The 18,179-nt window shown below is 76.9% G+C and carries 16 protein-coding genes; 6 read left to right on the top strand and 10 right to left on the bottom strand.

Features of this window, described 5'->3' with window-relative positions; all coding sequences use genetic code 11:
• The 3 genes from Cpa01nite_RS08560 to Cpa01nite_RS08570 form a co-directional block, all read right to left on the bottom strand.
• Positions 1 to 695 (bottom strand): YcnI family copper-binding membrane protein (locus tag Cpa01nite_RS08560; RefSeq protein WP_203668345.1); only part of this gene is annotated, 695 nt, incomplete at its 3' end.
• Between the two features lie 119 nt (positions 696 to 814).
• Positions 815 to 1,450: a hypothetical protein gene (locus Cpa01nite_RS08565; RefSeq protein ID WP_203668346.1), complete on the bottom strand. Its 636-nt coding sequence runs from the start codon at positions 1,448 to 1,450 to the stop codon at positions 815 to 817.
• Positions 1,451 to 1,614: 164 nt separating this feature from the next.
• The gene (locus Cpa01nite_RS08570) at positions 1,615 to 2,370 is read right to left on the bottom strand and encodes an SDR family NAD(P)-dependent oxidoreductase (RefSeq protein ID WP_203668347.1); all 756 of its coding nucleotides are present in this window, start codon (positions 2,368 to 2,370) and stop codon (positions 1,615 to 1,617) included.
• Positions 2,371 to 2,585: 215 nt separating this feature from the next.
• Here Cpa01nite_RS08570 and Cpa01nite_RS08575 point away from each other — a divergent pair, with 215 nt between their 5' ends.
• Both Cpa01nite_RS08575 and Cpa01nite_RS08580 read left to right on the top strand, forming a co-directional pair.
• Positions 2,586 to 4,634 (top strand): SpoIIE family protein phosphatase, encoded by a 2,049-nt coding sequence (locus Cpa01nite_RS08575; RefSeq protein WP_203668348.1) that lies wholly within the window; start codon positions 2,586 to 2,588, stop codon positions 4,632 to 4,634.
• A gap of 30 nt (positions 4,635 to 4,664) precedes the next feature.
• Positions 4,665 to 5,168, top strand: a complete 504-nt coding sequence (locus Cpa01nite_RS08580; RefSeq protein ID WP_203668349.1) for a metallophosphoesterase family protein — start codon at positions 4,665 to 4,667, stop codon at positions 5,166 to 5,168.
• Positions 5,169 to 5,191: 23 nt separating this feature from the next.
• Here the strand turns inward: Cpa01nite_RS08580 and Cpa01nite_RS08585 are convergent, their stop codons facing one another.
• The 5 genes from Cpa01nite_RS08585 to Cpa01nite_RS08605 form a co-directional block, all read right to left on the bottom strand.
• Complete coding sequence (locus Cpa01nite_RS08585) at positions 5,192 to 6,367, bottom strand: PP2C family protein-serine/threonine phosphatase (protein WP_203668350.1); 1,176 nt, start codon at positions 6,365 to 6,367, stop codon at positions 5,192 to 5,194.
• Positions 6,368 to 6,432: 65 nt separating this feature from the next.
• Positions 6,433 to 6,855 (bottom strand): ATP-binding protein, encoded by a 423-nt coding sequence (locus Cpa01nite_RS08590; RefSeq protein ID WP_203668351.1) that lies wholly within the window; start codon positions 6,853 to 6,855, stop codon positions 6,433 to 6,435.
• A complete protein-coding gene (locus tag Cpa01nite_RS08595; RefSeq protein ID WP_203668352.1) occupies positions 6,842 to 7,177 on the bottom strand; it encodes an STAS domain-containing protein in 336 nt (111 codons plus the stop codon). The genes Cpa01nite_RS08590 and Cpa01nite_RS08595 overlap by 14 nt, the downstream gene beginning before the upstream one ends.
• 16 nt (positions 7,178 to 7,193) lie before the next feature.
• Positions 7,194 to 9,164, bottom strand: coding sequence for a glycosyltransferase (locus tag Cpa01nite_RS08600; protein WP_203668353.1), 1,971 nt, complete (start codon positions 9,162 to 9,164; stop codon positions 7,194 to 7,196).
• Positions 9,161 to 10,345, bottom strand: coding sequence for a PP2C family protein-serine/threonine phosphatase (locus Cpa01nite_RS08605; protein WP_203668354.1), 1,185 nt, complete (start codon positions 10,343 to 10,345; stop codon positions 9,161 to 9,163). Before Cpa01nite_RS08605 ends, Cpa01nite_RS08600 begins: the two co-directional genes overlap by 4 nt.
• 119 nt (positions 10,346 to 10,464) lie before the next feature.
• On the opposite strand from Cpa01nite_RS08605, the gene Cpa01nite_RS08610 reads away from it, so the two are divergent.
• The 3 genes from Cpa01nite_RS08610 to Cpa01nite_RS08620 all read left to right on the top strand — a co-directional run bounded on the left by Cpa01nite_RS08610 (position 10,465) and on the right by Cpa01nite_RS08620 (position 14,159).
• Positions 10,465 to 12,738 (top strand): putative bifunctional diguanylate cyclase/phosphodiesterase, encoded by a 2,274-nt coding sequence (locus tag Cpa01nite_RS08610; RefSeq protein WP_203668355.1) that lies wholly within the window; start codon positions 10,465 to 10,467, stop codon positions 12,736 to 12,738.
• Between the two features lie 75 nt (positions 12,739 to 12,813).
• Positions 12,814 to 13,455 carry a thioredoxin-like domain-containing protein gene (locus Cpa01nite_RS08615; protein ID WP_203668356.1) on the top strand — a complete coding sequence of 214 codons (642 nt, stop codon included), beginning with the start codon at positions 12,814 to 12,816 and terminating at the stop codon, positions 13,453 to 13,455.
• Positions 13,452 to 14,159, top strand: coding sequence for a DUF305 domain-containing protein (locus Cpa01nite_RS08620; protein WP_203668357.1), 708 nt, complete (start codon positions 13,452 to 13,454; stop codon positions 14,157 to 14,159). The genes Cpa01nite_RS08615 and Cpa01nite_RS08620 overlap by 4 nt, the downstream gene beginning before the upstream one ends.
• Positions 14,160 to 14,183: 24 nt before the next feature.
• Here the strand turns inward: Cpa01nite_RS08620 and Cpa01nite_RS08625 are convergent, their stop codons facing one another.
• Positions 14,184 to 14,579, bottom strand: a complete 396-nt coding sequence (locus Cpa01nite_RS08625; RefSeq protein WP_239068636.1) for a type II toxin-antitoxin system VapC family toxin — start codon at positions 14,577 to 14,579, stop codon at positions 14,184 to 14,186.
• 85 nt (positions 14,580 to 14,664) lie between these two features.
• Complete coding sequence (locus Cpa01nite_RS08630; protein WP_203668358.1) at positions 14,665 to 16,506, bottom strand: cation:proton antiporter; 1,842 nt, start codon at positions 16,504 to 16,506, stop codon at positions 14,665 to 14,667.
• A gap of 242 nt (positions 16,507 to 16,748) precedes the next feature.
• Here Cpa01nite_RS08630 and aztD point away from each other — a divergent pair, with 242 nt between their 5' ends.
• Positions 16,749 to 18,137 carry a zinc metallochaperone AztD gene (aztD, locus tag Cpa01nite_RS08635; protein WP_203668359.1) on the top strand — a complete coding sequence of 463 codons (1,389 nt, stop codon included), beginning with the start codon at positions 16,749 to 16,751 and terminating at the stop codon, positions 18,135 to 18,137.
• The last annotated feature ends 42 nt before the right edge of the window (positions 18,138 to 18,179 follow it).

Genomic DNA, 18,179 nt, shown 5'->3' on the forward strand with positions numbered 1-18,179 from the left:
AGCGCCGCGACGCCCGCCGCGAGCCCGAGGCCGCCGAGCACGACGGGCAGCGCCCCGCCGTCGTCGGAGCCGGCCGGGGCGGCCACGTCGTCGTCCGCCGCCACGTCCTCGGCCGCCGCGTCGTCCGCCGCAGCCCCGTGCCCGGCGGCCGCGGCCTCGGTCGTCGTGAAGGTCGGCGCCGGCTGGTCCGGCTCGGCGTCGCCCTCGGCGACCTGGTCCCAGTCGACGACCTCGCCGTCGGCGTACTCCTGGTGCGCGGGCAGCACCAGCTCGGTGCCGGCCGCGGGCAGCGGGCCGACGGACAGGGCGAACTGCTGGAACTCGCCGTCGCCGATGCCGGCGCCGTCGGCGGTCCAGGTCACGCTCAGCGGGGCCTCGGTGATCGTGGCGCCGTCCACCTCGACCGGCTCGGGCAGGTCGCCGCGCTCGACGGTCGCGGTCCAGCCCGGGACGGGCTGGGTGGAGACGGACGTCAGCGGGGTGTCCGTCGGGAGGTCGACGGTCACCCGGGTCGTCGCCGACGTGGGCGACTCGTTGGGCACGCGGAAGGTCAGCACGGTCCAGCCGCCGGCGGCGGTGGTCTCCGGGACGACGCGGACGTGCGCGGACGCCGCGGCGGCGGAGCCGAGGACGAGCGATGCGGCGAGCGCGGCGCCGGCCGATGCGCGGGCGAGGGTGCGGGGGGTTGCGGACACGGTGGTTCTCCTGGGGTGCGTGGGGGCACGCCCGCGGCACCGCCGGACGATCGCGGCGGCGCGCCGGGCGCGCGGGGACGCGCGGCCCCACCCCGCGCCGCCGGTCGGCGTGCGGGGCCTCAGGCCACGCGGGGGCGGGTCCCCAGGGGTGGCCCGCGCCGGGCGACCCCGCCGCGCAGGGCCGGCAGCGGGCGCGGCCCGGCGACCGCGGGGGCGACGGGGCGGGGCCGCGCGGCCACCGGCGCGGGCAGCGCACCGGCGAGCGCGGGCAGGAGCGCCGACCAGCGGCGGGCCAGCGCGAGGACGCCGCGGTCGGTGGCGGCGAGCACGAGCACGGTGGCCGCCATCGCGGCGACGTGCGCGGCGAGCATGAGCCCGCCGGGGCCGTGCGGCTCGGTGCCGGCGAGCGCCTCGACGGGTCCCGCCGCACCGGCCGCCGGTGCCGCCACGCCCGCGTGCCCCGCGTGCGCGCCGCTCGCGACCGGGCCGACCCCGACCGGGGCGAGCCAGGTGAGCGCGGCGTGCACGCCGAGCTGGCCGGCGACGGCGGCGGGCAGCAGGACCCGCGCGGTGAGCGGACGGCGCGCGAGCGCGGCGGCGCCGACCAGGACGAGCGCCCCGATCAGCGCGAGCGGCCCCGCGGACGGCGCGTGCCCGCCGGCGAGCACGTGGGCGCCGGACCCGAGCGCGAGCACGGTCGTCGCGACGCCGAGCAGGCGCCCCACGACGAGCGCGCGCTGCACGGACGGGTCCACGGCGCCGACGCTACGGCATGCCCGGGACGAAGGTCCCGTCGGGACCGGGTGACCCGGCGGGCGACCCCGCCCCGGCCGGTGACCCGGTCCCGCCGGGGGCCGCGACCGGCGCGGCGACCCGCGTCGGACCGCGGGGTCGCTGCGTCGGACCCGGGGGAACCGCGTCAGACCGCGGGGTAGCCGCCGTCCACCTGGTGCAGGCTGCCCGTGATGAACGACGCCTCGTCGCTGAGCAGGAAGGCGACGAGCGCGGCGACCTCGTCCGGCCGGCCGATCCGCCCGATCGGGTGCTTCGCGGTGATGGCGTCGACCTGCTCCTGGGGCAGCTGCGCCATCAGCGGCGTCCAGATGTTGCCGGGCGCGACGGCGTTCACGCGGACGCCGCGGGTGCCGTACTCGACGGCGGCGTTCTTGGTGAGGCCGTTGATCGCGTGCTTGGACGCGACGTACGCGGAGTTTCCGGGCGCGGCGACGAGGGCGTGCATCGACGCCATGTTGACGACCGCGCCGCCGCCGGCGGCCTCGATGGCGGGCAGCTCGGCGTGCAGGCCGTACAGGACGCCGTTGAGGTTGATGTCGATGACCCGGCGCCAGTCCGCGTCGAGGTCGAGCTCGCCGGTCGGCAGCTGGTTCCGGGCGGCGATGCCGGCGTTGTTCACCGCGAGGTGCAGCGCGCCGTAGGTCGCGACCGCGAAGTCGACCGCCGCGCGCGAGCTGTCCGCGTCGGCGGTGTCCTGCTGGAACGCGGCCGCGGTGCCGCCGCCGGCGGCGATCTCGTCGGCCACGCGCTGCGCCGCCTCGAGGCGGATGTCGGTGACGACGACGGACGCCCCCTCGGCGGCCAGGCGCTGCGCCACGGCCTCCCCGATCCCGCTGCCGCCACCCGTCACCAGGGCCACCTTGCCGTCGAACCGCGCCATACCGCGTCACTCCTCGTCTCGATCTCCCGGGCCGCACGACGCGGCCCCGACGAGTCAACACCGACCGACCGGTCGGCGATGGTGTCCCCGGGGTGTCTGACCCGTCACACCGGGACCGAGGTCCCTGGACCGCTCGCCGCGCGGCGAGGCGGGCGGTGCGGCTCGCGGCCACGTAACCTGCTGGTCAGGACGGGGCCGACAGCCGAGGGGGACGGGTGACGACGGAGCCGCAGGCCGCCCGCGCGCGGCGGCCGGGGGCGCGCGACGTGCGCGTCGTCCTCGTGTTCGCGGCGCTGAACGTCGCCGCGTCGCTGCTCGGCAGGTCGACCCTGGTCGCCGGCGCCGACGTGAGCCTGGTCTGGCCGGCGGCCGGCGTGTCGGTGCTGTGGCTGGTCGCCCGCGCCCGCCGCCCGTGGCCCTGGCTGGACCCGCTCGTGCTCGCCCTGTCGACCGGCGCGGTGGTCGCGGCCACCGGCGCCTCGGTCTGGACGGCCGTCATCGGCGCCGGCGCGGCGACCGTGCAGGCCGTGGTCTGCACCTGGGTGCTGGCCCGGCGCGCCCCGTACGTGTGGGCCGCCCGAGGGCGGCAGCAGCTGCGCCGCGTGGCCGACCTGTGGTGGTTCGTGCTGGGCGCCGCCCTCAGCTCGGTGGCGTCCGCGCCGCTGGTGGAGCTCGCGGTGGTCGTCGGCGGCGGCCCGTGGACCTGGGAGACGGCGCTGCTCTGGTGCGCGCGGAACACCGTGTCGATCGTCGGCATCGGGACGCTGGGCTTCACGATCGGGGCGTGGCTGCACCAGCGCGCGTCCCGGCGCACCGCGCCCGAGCGCCTCGCGTGGTGGACCGACGGCAAGCCCGCCGACTACCTCGCGGCCCTGCTGCTCGCCCCGGCGCTGTACGTCGTGTGGTTCGTGGAGATCGACTGGGTGGCGGTGGTGTTCCCGCTGATCGGGCTGACGGTGTGGGCGGGCTCCCGGCTGCCGAGCCGCTCGGTCGTCCTGCACACCACGCTCTGCGGGTACGTCGCCATCCAGCTCACCCTCGGGGGCACCGGGCCGTTCTCCGACCTGCCCGACGCGACGGCGCAGGTCGGCGTCGCGCAGCTCTACGTCGGCCTGATCACGGTGATCGGGCTCGCGCTGGCGATCGCCCGGGACGAGCGGCTCCGCCTCGTGGCGGACCTGCAGGCGGCGCGGGACCGCGCCCAGGCGCAGGCGACGCTGCTGACGACGGTCGTGGACACGATGTCCGAGGGCGTCCGGGTGGTCGACGGCGCCGGCCGCGTCGTGGTCCGGAACCCGACCGCCGGGCTGCTGCTCACCGGCCGGCCCGACACCGGTCCGGGCGACGAGGACCTGGCGCACCTCGCGCGGATGGACGGCACCGCGGTCCCGGAGGCCGAGCTGCCGTTCCGCCGGGCGCTCGCGGGCGAGCAGGTGCGGGACGCCGACCTCCTGGTCCGGGTGCCCGGCGCCACGGAGCCCCGGATCGTCACCTTCTCCGCGACGCCCCTGCCGTCCGCGTCGGGCGGCGGCGCGGTGACCGTGCTGCGGGACGTCACCGCCGAGCGCACCGAGCTCCGCCGCGCGGCCCAGGTGCAGGCCAGCCTGCTGCCCTCCCTGGCGCTGGACGTGCCCGGGCTCGACCTCGCGGCGCGGTTCGTCCCGGCGGGCTCGGTGGGCGGCGACTTCTACGACTGGCAGGCGGTCGCCGACGGCCTGGTGCTCACGCTCGCGGACGTGATGGGCAAGGGCCCGGCCGCGGCCATCCTCGCGGCGACGACCCGCTCGGTGCTGCACGCGCAGCCCGCGCTGCACGACGTGGCCGGCACGCTCGCCGCCACCGAGCGCGCGATGACCGCGGACCTGGCGAACGCGGGCGCGTTCGTCACGATGTTCCGGGCCTACGTGGACGCGGCGGACGGCACCGTGTCCTACACCGACGCCGGCCACGGCCTGTCGCTGATCGTCGGCGCCGACGGCGCGGCGCGGCGCCTGTCGGCGACCGGGCTGCCGCTCGGCATCGCCCCCGGGCCCGCCCGGGTCAGCGCCCGCACCCGCCTGGACCCCGGCGACGTCCTGGTGACGTTCTCGGACGGCGTGCTCGACGCGCTGGGCGGCTCGCTGGGCGACCTGGACCAGGTCGGGCGCGCGCTGCGCGGCACGGACACCGCCGAGGAGGCCGCCGAGGCCGTGCTGCAGCTCGTCGACCCGCGGCACCCCGCCGACGACGACCTCACCGTCGTCGCGCTCCGCCGCGCCGCCTGACCCGTTCCCGCGCCACACCCGGAGGCCCCGGTGCACCTGCTGCTCCTCGCCGACACCCACGTCCCCCGCCGCGCCCGCGACCTGCCGCCGGTCGTCTGGGACGCGGTCGACGCCGCCGACGTGGTGCTGCACGCCGGCGACTGGGTGGACGTCGCCCTGCTGGACGCGCTCGAGGCCCGCGCCCGCCGGGTGGTGGGCTGCTGGGGGAACAACGACGGCGCCGACCTGCGCGCCCGGCTGCCCGAGGTGGCGCGGGCCGAGCTCGGCGGGCTGCGGTTCGCGGTGGTGCACGAGACCGGCCAGGCGACCGGCCGGGAGGCGCGCTGCGCCGCGGCGTACCCGGACGCCGACGTGCTGGTCTTCGGGCACAGCCACATCCCGTGGGACACGGTCGCGCCGGGCGGCCTCCGCCTGCTCAACCCGGGCTCGCCCACCGACCGCCGCCGGCAGCCGACGGGCACCTTCCTCACGGCGCGGGCCGAGGGCGGGGCGCTGCACGACGTCGTGCTGCACCCGGTCCCCCCGCGCGCCTGACGCGCACGGGATCCGCGGCGGGGTCAGCCCGCCCGGCGCACCGCCACGACCGTGATGTCGTCCGGCCGCTCGGCGACGCGGGCGGCCAGGCGCAGCACGGCCTCGACGGCGTCGTCGGCCGTCCCGGCCCCGCGCACCGCCTCGACCAGCGGCCGGACGCCCGCCAGCGTGCCGTCGAGCAGGTCGAGCACCCCGTCGGAGAACGTCACCAGGAGGTCCCCGGGCCCGAGCCGGACGGTGCGCTCCTCGCGGGCCTCCTCGTCGAGCACGCCCAGCGGCAGGCCGGTGGCCTCGAGCCGCTCGTCCGTGCCGTCCGCGCGCACCACCACGGTGAGCCCGTGGCCGGCGTCGGCGTAGCGCAGGTCCCCGGTAGCGGCGTCGAGCGCGGCGTGGAACGCGGTGGCGAACACCCCGGCGCCGGACAGGTCGGAGTGCAGGATCGCACCGGCGTACAGCAGCGACTGCGCGACGTCGGTCCCGTGCGCGGAGCCGCGGAGCACGGCCCGGATCGACGCGGCCATGATGCCCGCGCCCGCGCCCTTGCCCATCACGTCGACGAGGCTCAGCACGAGCCCGCCGTCGGTGGCCGTCCAGTCGTAGAAGTCGCCGCCGACGGCCCGGCTCGGCAGGCAGGCGCCGGCGACCTCGTACCCGGGCACGTGCGGGGCGGACCGTGGCAGCAGGCCCGCCTGCACCTGCGCGGCGCGCTCGAGCTCGGAGTCGATCACGAGCTCCTTCTCGACCCACGCGGCCAGGTCCCGCAGCAGCGCCGCGCTGTCGGCGTCGAAGTCGCGCGGCTGCTGGTCGGCGATGCACAGGGTGCCCACCCGGTAGCCCCCGGGGGCGACCAGCGGCTGCCCGGCGTAGAACCGGAGCCCGCCGTCGCCGACCACGAACGGCTTGTCGCGGAACCGCTCGTCGCGGGCCGCGTCCGGCACGACCATCATCCGGTCGGCCAGCACGGTCGTGCCGCAGAACGAGTCCTCGCGGGCCACCCGCGGCTCGTCGAAGCCGGCCATCGCCTTGTGCACGACGACGTCGCGGTCGACGAGCGAGACGATCGCGGTGGAGACGCCGAACAGCTGGCGGGCGAGCCGGACGACCCGGTCGAACCGGTCCTCCGGCGGGGTGTCGAGCACGCCGAGGCGGTGCAGGGCGGCGACCCTGTCTGCTTCCCGGTGCGAGGTGTCGGTGGCCATCGGGTCGACGGTACGTCACCCGCCCCGGAGGGCGCACGGCCGGCCCGGACGCGCCCCGGGGCGCGTCAGGACCAGTCGCGCGCGAGCCGCCAGGTGTTCCGGCCGCCCTCGCGCGCCAGGCTCAGGCTGTCGACCGCCCGCAGGACCAGCGCGATGCCCCGGCCGCTCTCCGCGAGGTCGTCGACGGGCGCCGGGTCCAGGTCGACGCGCACCGGCGCACCGGTGTCCGACAGCTCGGCCTCGAGCCGCGGCGCGCGGGCGCGCAGCAGGACGGTCGCCTCCACCGGTCCGGGTCCCACCGGGGTGGTGTGCCGGACGATGTTGGTGGCGATCTCGATCACCGCCGTCTCGAACCGCATCCGGTCGAGCTCGGGCACGCCGGGCGCGGCGCCCCACAGCCGCTCGAACGCCCCGTGCACCTCGTCGAGCCACCCGGGCTCCGCGGGGCCGTCGACGCGGAGCTCGACGGCCCCCTCAGCGGCGGTCACCGACCGCGTCCTCGACGTCGGCGTAGGGGCGAAGCACCCGGTCCATCGTCGTGAGCTCGAGCACGGTGCGGACCTGCGCGCCCACCCGGGCGATCCGCAGGTCGCCGCCGGCCGCCCGCGCGGACCGCAGGCCGCCCACGAGCGCGCCCAGCCCGGACGAGTCGAGGAACGCGGTGTCCCCGAGGTCGACCACCACGAGCGTCCGGCCCGCGGCGACCTCCCGGTCCACCGCCGCCTTGAGCTCGCCCGCGGCGGCCATCGTCAGCCGGCCCGTCACGTGCAGCACCGCCACGCCCTCGCGCTGGTCGGTCGTCAGCTCCATCGGTTCCTCCTCGTCGTCATGCGATCCCCCGGCGCCGTGCGCTCGCGGGCGGGGTGGCCTCGGGCCCGGTGAACCCGCGGTAGCGCAGCGCCTGGACCACGACGCTCAGCACCACCAGGTCGTACACCACCCAGACCAGGTTGACCGCCGTGCCGACCCACCACGCCAGCCCCATCGACTGCCGGACGATGCCGATGAGCGCCGCGACCACGAGCAGCCCCATCGCGAGCAGCTGGGGCCACACGAGCCGCCACTGGCTCGGGGAGCCGTCCGGCCGCACCTTCGGCGTCACGGCGAACCCGAGGGGCCGACCGAACCACACGTTGGCCACGGCGGTCCACACGGCCTTGATCCACACGGGGAACAGCGCGAGCGCGTACTGCTGCCCGCGCCAGGTCTTCACGCCCCGGGCCGCCACCAGGAACAGCAGCTGGCTGGCCAGGAAGAACGGGATGAACCGCGCGAAGAAGTCGACGGTCCAGGCCGTGACGGGCAGGACGCCGAAGCACAGGAAGATGATCGGGGCGGCCAGGTAGACCAGCGCGGCGAAGCCCGACAGGTACGACCACATCGTCGCGAAGTACATGAGCTTCTGCCCGACCTTCAGGCCCCGCACGCCCAGCGGGTTCTCCTTGAGCATCACCTGCATGGTGCCCTGGGCCCAGCGCAGCCGCTGGGTCATCATCGTGCCCAGGTCCTCGGGCGCGAGCCCGTGCGCGAGGCTCTCGTGGTGGTAGACGGTCCGCCAGCCGAGCGCGTGCAGCCGCATCGCCGTCGCCATGTCCTCGGTGACCGACAGGGTGGCCACCGGCATGACCGCCTGCGCCTCCGAGGACCGGTCGACGTCGACGGCGCGCACCAGGGCCTGCACGGACTCGATCGCGCCGAGCGGGGACCACTCCCGGTCCGCCAGCCGGGCGAGGGCGGGCTCGTCGACCACGACGGCGCCGATCTCGTCGTCCCGGGCGATCGGCAGGGCCGCGATCGCGGCGAGGTCGTCCTGGATGCTCGCGACGTCCCGGGCGACGACCTGCGCCGAGATCGCGTCGACCTCGCGCTGGAAGCCGTAGGTGACGTCCGACAGCGGCTCGCCCGCGTCCAGGGCCGCGAGCGCCCGCGCGGCGGCCTGCTGCACCTCGTGCAGCACCGCGGCCTGCTCCGCGTCGGGCGCGGAGCGCTGCGCGCGGGCGAGCAGCCGGCGGGACGCGTGCAGCGCCTCGCGCACGGAGCGCTCGGTCTCCCGGACGTAGCCGACGAGCCCGAGCTGCATCAGGGCGTCGCGGCGCAGCACGGCGTTCGACCCGCAGAAGAACGCGGCGTTCCAGCCGTCCTTGCCCTGCTGGATCGGGCCGTAGAACAGCGGCGCCTGGCTGCCGAGCGGGTCCGCCCCGGTCACGTTGGTGAAGAACTGGGGCGTCTGCACGAGCGCGACGCCCGGGTCGGCGAAGTACCCGAGGACCCGGTCGAGGATCTCCGGCTCGGGGATCTGGTCGGCGTCGAGGATCAGGAGGAACTCGCCCTCGGTGGCGAACAGCGCGTTGTTGAGGTTCCCGGCCTTCGCGTGCCGGGGCCGGTCGGTCCAGTCCTCCGACCGCTCGATGTACCCGACGCCCGCGGCGCGCGCCGCGGCGGCCAGCTCGGGCCGCGAGCCGTCGTCGAGCACCCAGGTCCGGTGCGGGTAGGCGATGTCCCGCGCGGCCTCGGCGGTGCGCATCACCAGCTCCACCGGCTCGTTGTACGTCGTGACGAACACGTCCACCGTGAGGTCCCGCGGGGGCGGCGGCGGGTCGTCGCGGCGGCGTGCCCGCCACATCGTCGTGCCGAACAGCGCGACGTCGACCAGCGAGTACGTCTCGGCGATCACGAGCGGCACGGCGATCCACCACGCCGACCAGTTGACCGACTCGAGCCACCGCCAGGCGATGTAGTTCACGCCCAGCACCAGCGTGAGCACCACGACCACCCGCAGCACCAGCTGCTGCCTCATGCGTCTCCCCTCCGCAGCACCACGACCGTCATGTCGTCGGCACGATCCGTCGTCGCCGCCGCGGCCGCGAGCACGCGGTCCACGGCGTCCGCCGCCGACGTGGCCGCGCCGAGCGGCCCCGCCAGCACGTCCTCCGGGTCCAGCGCCCGGTCGCCCCGCTCCAGCAGGCCGTCGCTGACGACCGCCAGCGTGTCCCCCGGCGCGAGCGTCGTCTCGGCCGCCAGCCGCGGCACGCCGACGACCACCCCGAGCGGGGGGCCCTGCGCGGGCAGCCGCCGCACGGCGCCGTCGGCGGACCGCACCACCGCGAGGCCGTGCCCGGCGTCCGTGTACCGGAGCACGCCGGTCGCCGGGTCGAGCGCGGCGTGGAACGCCGTGACGAAGGCGCCGGCGCGGTCCAGGTCCGGCTCGAGCACGCGCTCGGCGAGCTCCACGGCGGGCCCCACGTCCTCGTGCCGCCCGACGCCGCGCAGCACCGACCGCACGGTGGCGGCGATGATCGCGGCGCCGAGGCCGCGGTCCATCACGTCGGCCAGGGTGACGACGAGGCGGCCGGGCGTCGCCTGCCAGTCGTAGAAGTCGCCGCCGACCCCGTGGGCCGGCAGGCAGGCGCCGGCCAGGTCCCAGCCGGGCACGTCGGGCGGCGCGTGCGGGAGCAGCCCGCGCTGCACCTCGGCCGCGCGGCCCAGCTCGGCGTCCGCCGCGAGCTCCTTCTCGACCCACGCCGCGAGGTCGGACAGCAGCGCCTCGTCCTCGGCGGTGAACTCGCGCGGCCGCCGGTCCATCAGGCACAGCGTGCCGACCCGCTCGCCGCCCGCCGCCGCCAGCGGCCGGCCGGCGTAGAACCGGATCCTGGGGTCGCCCGTCACGAACGGCCGGCCGGCGAACCGCGGGTCGAGCCCGGCGTCCGGGACCACCAGGGTCTCGGGCCGCTCGATCGCGACGGCGCAGAACATCCCGTCGCGGGGCGCCTGCGTGAGGGTCGTGCCCTGGTGGGACTTGAGGTACAGCCGGTCGGTGTCGACGAGCGAGACGAACGCCATCTGCACGCCGAACAGCTGCTGGGCGAGCCGGGTCACGCGGTCGAACCGCTCCTCGGCGGGCGTGTCGAGGACGTCGAGCTCGCGCAGCGCCGCCACGCGTCGTGCCTCGTCCGCCGCCGGTCCCGCGGTCTCGCCCATGCCTCACCCCCCGGGCCGTGACCCTACCCACAGGCGGGGTGACGCGCCCGGCGGCGCCCCGCGCGAGGTCCACCCCCCTGACGGGTCAAGGACGGGGACGGGGTGCCGATCAGGACCTCGTGCTCCAGCGTGCCTCCCTCGTCCGGCTCGCGGTCGTCGTCGCCGCGCTCCTGGTGCACGCCGCGCTGCCCGCGGGGACGGTCCGGGACGTGCTCTACGTGGCGGTGGGCGCCGTCTGCGCGGCCCGGGCCGCCCGGGCCGCGGCGCGGATCGCGGGGCCGCAGCGGCGCGCGTGGCAGCTGCTCGCACTCGGCCTGGCCGCGTGGGTGCTGGGCGACCTGGCGTGGACCGTGCTGGAGCGCGGGCTCGGCGTCGAGCCGTTCCCCTCGGTCGCCGACATCGCGTACGTGGCGTCGTACCCGCTGCTCGCCGTGGGTCTCGTCCGCGCGTTCCCGGCGCCCCGCGGGCGCCGTCCCACCTGGCTGCTCGACGCGTTCCTCGTGACCAGCGGCGCGCTGCTGGTCCTGTGGGTGCTCGTCCTGGAGCCCACGCTCGCCGGCTGGCACGACGACCCGCTCGGCACGGCGGTCGGCGCGGCGTACCCGGCGGGGGACGCCGTGCTGCTGCTGGTGCTGGCCCGGGCCGCGACCGCGTCGGGCGCCCGCCCGCCGGCACTGCGGCTGTCGATCTGGGGCGTCCTGGCGATCCTCGTCGCCGACGAGCTGTTCCTGCTGGCCCCGGGCTGGCCCCCGCTCGAGGAGCGCGTCCACCTGGTCGACAGCCTGTGGCTCGCCGGCTACGTGCTGCTGGCGGCGGCGGCGCGGCACGCCTCGGCCGGGCAGGTCGCGCCGCCGCGGGAGGAGGGCGACCTGAGCACCCGGTACCTGGTGCTGGTCGCCGTGTCGGTGTGCGTGCTGCCCGGGACCCTCGCCGTCGAGACGCTCGGGGGCGGTCCCGTCCACCTCGTCGAGGTGTGCCTCGCCGCCACCGCCGTGATCGCCGCGTTCCTGCTGCGGTTCATCGGGGTGCTGCGAGCGCTGCAGCGGCAGAACACCCGCCTGGAGCACCTCGCCGTCACGGACCCGCTCACCGGGCTCGCGAACGCGACGGGGCTCGCGCGCCGGCTCGCCGCCGGCCCCGGGGACGCCCCGGCGGGCACCGTCCCGGCGGTGCTGCTGGTGGCCCTCGACGGCTACCGCGACGCCGCGGAGACGCTCGGGCACGTCGTGTCCGACGACCTGCTCCGCGAGGTCGGGGTCGCGCTCCGGCGCGAGGCGGGTCCCGCCGCCACCCCGGCGCGCCTCGGCCGGGAGGTGTTCGCGGTCGCGCTGGACGTGGCCGGTCCGGACGCCGCGGAGGCGCTGGCGCGGACGCTCGTGGCCGGGCTCGCGGCGCCGGTGCCCGTGCGAGGCCTCGACCTGCCCGTCCGACCGCTGGCGGGGGTCGCGGTGGCGGCGGCCCGCCCGGCCGCAGCGGACGAGCTGGTCGCGCGGGCCGACGCCGCGCTCGCCGCCGCACGCCGCCGGGACGACCGGGTCGCGGTCGACGCGACGCCGTCCGCCGCGCCGGGCCTCGTGCCGAGCCCGCGCGCCGGCGCCCCCGCGCCGCGCCCGCGCGAGGCCGACCTGCTGCGGCGGCTGCCCGCCGCAGCCGCCGACGGCGAGCTGGTCGTGCACTTCCAGCCCCTGGTGTCCGTCGCGGGCGGCCGCGTGGAGGGCGCGGAGGCGCTCGTCCGCTGGCAGCACCCCGAGCACGGGCTGCTGGGGCCGGACGCGTTCGTCCCCGCCGCCGAGCGCACCGGGCTGGTCCGACCCGTGACGCTGCACGTGCTCGACGTCGCGCTGGCGCAGTGCGCGCGGTGGCGCGCGGCCGGGTCGGCGGGGTTCGCGGTGTCCGTCAACGTCTCCGCGCACGATCTGGACGACCCGCGGCTGGTGGCGGACGTGCGGGACGCCCTGCGTCGGCACGGGCTGCCGGCCGACGCGCTCGGCCTGGAGGTCACCGAGACGATGGCGATGCGCGACGCCGCCCAGGCCGGGCGCACCCTGCGCGCGCTCGACGCCTGCGGCGTCCACCTCGCCGTGGACGACTACGGCGTCGGCTACGGCTCGCTGGACTACCTGCGGGGCCTGCCGTTCTCCGTGCTCAAGGTGGACCGCGCGTTCGTCGCCCCCGCCGTCGAGGACCGCGTGTGCGCGGAGATCCTCCGCTCGACCGTGGACCTCGGGCACGCCCTGGGCATGCGGGTCGTCGCGGAGGGGGTGGAGGACGAGCGCACGCTCGCGCTGCTCCGGGGCCTGGGCTGCGACGCGGCGCAGGGCTGGGCGCTGGGTCGCCCGGGCCCGGCGGAGGTGCTGGACGCGCGGCTCCGCGCGGTGGCCCCTGTCAATTAGTAGACCCTTCAAGTATTGTCGCCGGACCGACCGACCGGCCCCCGGCCGCGCCGACCGACCCGAGGAGCTACCCCCATGCCCGACCGCCGTCCCACCGCGGCCGAGCGCCAGGCCCGCCTGGCCGCCGTCCGAGCCGAGCAGAAGAAGAAGGAGCGCGGCCGCGCCCTCTGGATCGGCTCGATCGCCGGCGTGCTGGTGCTCGCCCTCGTCGGCGTCAGCGCCTGGGTGATCGTCGACGCCGGCCGCGACAAGGCCGCGCTCGAGGCGCAGGCCGACGCCGAGATCGACGGTGTCGAGTCGTTCGACGGCCTGACGTTCAACCACGTCACCACCTCCGTCGACTACGCGCAGGACCCGCCGGCCGGCGGCGACCACAACGCCGCGTGGCTGAACTGCGGCGTCTACTCCGAGCCGGTCCCGAACGAGAACGCGGTGCACTCGCTCGAGCACGGCGCCGTGTGGGTCACCTACGACCCGTCGCTGCCCGCCGAGGACGTCGCGGCGCTGGAGGCGTTCGCCGACAACCAGTCGTACGTGATCGTCTCCCCGTACGAGGGCATCGACACCCCCGTCGCCGTCAGCGCCTGGGGCTACCAGCTCAAGGTCGACTCGGTCGACGACGAGCGGCTGCCGATCTTCATCCAGAAGTACCTGCTCAACCCGGAGCTCGCCGAGGTCGGCGCGCCGTGCTCGAGCGGCGTGGGCACGCCCGCGTGACGTCGCAGGACCCGCAGGCCGACGCGCCCGTGGCGCCCGGTCCCGCACCCGCGGGCCGGGGCCACGGGCGCGTCGTGCTCGCCGTGGTGGTCGTCGCGGCGCTCGCGCTCGGTGCGCTCGCCGGGGCGCTGCTCGCCCGCCAGCCCGTGCTGACCGCCGCGTCCGACGGATCGGTCGACGCCGGCTTCGCCCGCGACATGCAGGCGCACCACGCGCAGGCGGTCGACCTCGCCGTGCTGGTCCGGGACCGGAGCACGGACGAGGAGGTGCGGACGGTCGCGCTCGACATCCTGCTGACCCAGCAGAACCAGATCGGGCAGATGGCGGGCTGGCTGTCGACGTGGGGGCTGCCGGCCGCGGCGTCCCGCCCGCCCATGGCCTGGATGGTGGGGACGGAGCACGCCCACGGCGCCGCGACGTCGTCGGCCGACGGCGGGGCGGCCGGCTACGCCGCGATGCCGGGGTGGGTGTCCCGCGCGGACCTCGCGCGCCTGACCGACGCCACCGGGGCCGAGGCCGACCGGCTGTTCCTGCAGCTGATGATCCCGCACCACCGGGGCGGCGTGGAGATGGCCGAGTACGCCGTCGAGCACGCGCAGCGCCCGCAGGTGGTGGCGCTGGCGCGGAACATCGTGACGTCCCAGGAGCGCGAGCTCACCGCGCTGCAGGACATGCTGGACGCGCGGGGCGGCCCGGTCGGCTGAGCCGGCGCACCGCGGGCGGGACGCTCAGTCCCGCCCCGGGGCGAGCACGTGCAGCCCCGTGCGCGTCGCCGCTTCGGCCATGCGGTCGTCATAGGTGACCAGGGCGTCGAGCTCGTCCCCGAGCGTCAGGGCGGCGGCGACGTGCACCGCGTCCGGCGACCGCAGCGCGTCCGGCCCGAGCCGCCCCGCCGCGTCCATCACCTCCGGCGTGAGCGCGACGAGATCGAGCGCGGTGAGCACGTCGTGCGCGAGCGGCACGCGGTCCGGCACGGCACGCCGGACGGCTCGCACCAGCTCGGTCCGCGCCAGGTCGCTCGACACGTTGACCGCCTCGAGCATGACCGCCCGGAGCGCGGCGGACTCCGCCTCGGCGACGACCAGCTTCGCCAGCGCCGAGGTGTCGTAGTAGTACAACGCCACCCTCAGTACCGCTCGTCGTCGCGCATCTCGGCGAGCACGGCCGAGACCGACGCACCCGCGTGGGCGACAGGCTCGGGGAGGTCGGCTAGTCCCGCCCGCGCAGCTCCAGGCTGATCTGGTCCGCGTCCAGCACCCGCAGCGCCTCGGTGAGCGCCCCCGAGCTCGCCGTGCCGAGGTCGCGCACGCGCAGCAGTGCCTCGCGCTGCGCGTCGAGCACCGCCAGCCGCAGCTCCCGCACCTGCGCGGCGGCCGACGCGCGGTCCTCCGCGGCGGCCTCGTCCTCGTCGACCTCCCCGCCCTGCCGCTCGGCGATCCGGCGCGCCTTCGCCAGCACCTCCGGGTCGTACGCGCCGCCGTCCGGGCGGCGCAGGTCCGGGTCGCCGAGCAGCGCCGCCGCGGCGGTCGCCATCTCCCCCACGAGCCGGTCCACCTCGGCGCGGTCGTCGGACCCGTCGCGGGCCAGGCCGAGCCGGCGCACGAGCCAGCCGAGCGTGCCGCCCTGGACCAGCAGCGTGCCCGCCGCCACCACGAAGGCGACCAGCAGGAGCAGCGCCCGGTGCGGCGTGTCCCGCGGGAGCGACTGCGCGGCGGCCAGCGTCACGACGCCGCGCATGCCCGCCCAGACCAGCACCGCGCCCTCGCGCGGACCGAGGCGCTCCGCCTGCAGGTAGTCGATGTCCGCGATCCGCCGGGTGATCCGGTACCGCAGCCGCCGGCCGCGCGCCTCGGGGGCGTCGTCCCGGCCGAGGCGGGGCCGGCGTCGGCCCAGGGTGGTGCGCACCGTCGCGGCCGGCACCGGCGCGGTGGTCGCCCGCGGGGCGGCGCCCGCCGGCGGGGCGCCCGGGACGCGGCGCGCGGCCAGGTCCTCGCGGGTGAGCGACCCGAGCTCGGCGCGGTCGTTGAGCGCCGCGAGGTAGCCGCGCACTGTCACACCGCGCCGCGCGCGCCGGGACAGGCGGTGCAGCAGGTAGGCCACGTAGACCGAGCGCACCGCGAGCACCACCACGGCCGCGAGCGCCCCGAGCCCGACCGCCACCCACAGGTGACCGTGGTCCTCCCGCACCTCGGCGACCAGGCCGTACAGCTCCAGGCCCATGACCAGGAACACCGCGCCCTCGAGCAGCAGCTCGAGCGTCCGCCAGTTCGCCGCCTCGGCGATCCGGTCCTGCGGTCGCAGCCGTACGCTCCCCGATCCCGCGACCAGGCCCGCCGCCACCGTGGCGACCAGCCCGGACGCGCCCAGGTGCTCCGCCGGGATGTACGCGACGAACGGCACGATGAACGAGATCGCCGTCGTGAGGTGCGGGTCCGCCACCCGGGTGCGCACCCACAGGCTGACCTTGCCGACCAGGCCGCCGATCAGCACGGCCACCACGACCGCGAACACGAAGTCGGTCGCCACCTCCCACAGCGTCACGGAGGCCGCCGTGGCGACGATCGCGGAGCGCAGCAGCACGAGCGCGGACGCGTCGTTGAGCAGGCTCTCGCCCTCGAGCACGGTGACGATGCGCGGGCTGACGCCGGACCTGCGGACGATCGACGTCGCCACGGCGTCGGTCGGGCTCAGCACCGCGCCCAGCGCGATGCCGGTCGCCAGCGTGATGTCGGGGACGATCCAGGAGAACAGCAGGCCGAGCACGACCGACGTCGCCACGACCAGGAGCACCGACAGCCCGCTGATCGCCGTGAGGTCGCGCCGGAAGTCCATGGTCGGCACGGACACCGACGTGGCGTACAGCAGCGGCGGCAGGACGCCGCCGAGGATCCACTCGGGCTCGATCTCGACCGCCGGCACGGCCGGCAGCAGGCTGATCCCGACGCCGAGCGCCACGAGCAGCAGCGGGGCGGCGACCCCGACCCGGGGCGCCAGGGCGGTGACGGCGACGACCGCGACGGCGCCGATCACCCCGATCAGCAGCAGGTCCATGCGCTCCGCCCCTCCGTGCCTCCGGCGCGCCCGCCGGTGCGGGAGCACGCCCGCCGCCGAGGCTACCGAGCCGGGCCGGCCCGGGCCGCGCGGGCGCGGCGGCGGTGCGCCCCGGTGCAAGCCGACGCGGTAATGAGACTGGGTATCAGTTGTGTTAGCGTGACCGTGCTGATCAACCGACCCGCGACCGGAGAGGAGACGGCGCCCGGGGCAGGAGTGCGCCCGCGGCCGCCGACCCCCGCATGAGCCTTCCCACCCCCACCCGCCGCCGCGTCTCCGGCGCGCTCGGCCTCGGTCTGACCGCCGCGCTGCTCGCCGCCTGCGGCACCTCCGGCGACGCCGCCGCCGAGCCGTCCGCCACCGCCGAGGAGACCACGACCGCCCCCGCGGCCACCGAGGTCGCCACCGCGAAGCCGCGCCTCGCCCTCGCCTACGACGGCGGCATCCAGGTGCTCGACGCCGACACCCTCGAGGTCGTCTCCGACATCGAGCTGGAGGGCTTCAACCGGCTCAACCCGGCCGGCGACAACCGGCACGTGATGGTCTCGACCACGGGCGGGTTCCAGGTGCTGGACGCCGGCACCTGGACGCAGCCGCACGGCGACCACACGCACTCGTACACGTCCGACCCGGTGCTCACCGACGTGCTGTGGCCGGCCGAGACCCCCGGCCACGTCGTGAGGCACAAGGGCCGCACCGCCCTGTTCGACGACGGCACCGGGCAGATCACGGTCGTCGACTCCGACGCGCTGACCGACCTGGACGCCGAGGCGCGGGAGTACACCACCCCGTCGGCGCACCACGGCGTCGCGGTCGAGCTGACCGACGGCACCCTGGTCGTCTCCGAGGGCACCGAGGACGAGCGCACCGGCGTCCGCGTCCTCGACGCCGAGAACACCGAGATCGCGGCGCTCGACACCTGCCCCGGCGTGCACGGCGAGGCCGTGGCCGCCGACGAGGCCGTCGTCATCGGCTGCGAGGACGGCGCCGTGGTGTACGCCGGCGGCCAGCTGACCAAGATCACCGCGCCCGACGCGTACGGCCGGATCGGCAACCAGGCCGGCTCCGAGGCCAGCCCGTTCGTGCTCGGCGACTACAAGTCCGACCCGGACGCGGACCTCGAGCGCCCGACCCGCGTCTCGATCATCGACACCCGCGACGCGTCGATGCGCCTGGTCGACCTGCCGTCGTCCTACACCTTCCGCTCGCTCGCCCGCGGCGACGCCGGCGAGGCCCTGGTGCTCGGCACCGACGGCCAGCTGCACGTCATCGACCCCGAGACGGCGACCCTGGTCCGCTCGATCCCCGTGATCGACGCCTGGGAGGAGTCCGAGGTCTGGCAGGAGCCGCGCCCGGCCATCACCGTGCTGGACGGCTCGGCGTACATCTCCGACCCGAGCACCAACTCGCTGCACGCGGTCGACGTCGAGACCGGCGAGGTCTGGCTGAGCGGCGACCTCGAGGTCACGCCGAACGAGCTCACGGGCGTCTCCGGCGCCGTCGCCGAGCACGGCGGCCACGACCACGCCGAGGACGAGCACGCCCACGAGGACGAGCACGCCCACGAGGAGGACGAGCACGCCCACGACGAGGACGAGCACGCGCACGAGGACGAGGGCGCCGAGGGCTGACGCCCGCCCTGCCGCCCCGCACCTCCTCGAGTGGAGCGTTCT

This window comes from Cellulomonas pakistanensis (genome assembly GCF_016862755.1).
GTDB lineage: Bacteria > Actinomycetota > Actinomycetes > Actinomycetales > Cellulomonadaceae > Cellulomonas > Cellulomonas pakistanensis.

Bases quoted from the DNA above. Each gene is read 5' to 3' on its own strand.
- Cpa01nite_RS08595 (WP_203668352.1), bottom strand. From the start codon at position 7,177: ATGGAGCTGACGACCGACCAGCGCGAGGGCGTGGCGGTGCTGCACGTG.
- Cpa01nite_RS08570 (WP_203668347.1), bottom strand. From the start codon at position 2,370: ATGGCGCGGTTCGACGGCAAGGTGGCCCTGGTGACGGGTGGCGGCAGC.
- aztD (WP_203668359.1), top strand. From the start codon at position 16,749: ATGAGCCTTCCCACCCCCACCCGCCGCCGCGTCTCCGGCGCGCTCGGC.
- Cpa01nite_RS08615 (WP_203668356.1), top strand. From the start codon at position 12,814: ATGCCCGACCGCCGTCCCACCGCGGCCGAGCGCCAGGCCCGCCTGGCC.
- Cpa01nite_RS08585 (WP_203668350.1), bottom strand. From the start codon at position 6,367: ATGGCCACCGACACCTCGCACCGGGAAGCAGACAGGGTCGCCGCCCTG.
- Cpa01nite_RS08600 (WP_203668353.1), bottom strand. From the start codon at position 9,164: ATGAGGCAGCAGCTGGTGCTGCGGGTGGTCGTGGTGCTCACGCTGGTG.
- Cpa01nite_RS08630 (WP_203668358.1), bottom strand. From the start codon at position 16,506: ATGGACCTGCTGCTGATCGGGGTGATCGGCGCCGTCGCGGTCGTCGCC.
- Cpa01nite_RS08605 (WP_203668354.1), bottom strand. From the start codon at position 10,345: ATGGGCGAGACCGCGGGACCGGCGGCGGACGAGGCACGACGCGTGGCG.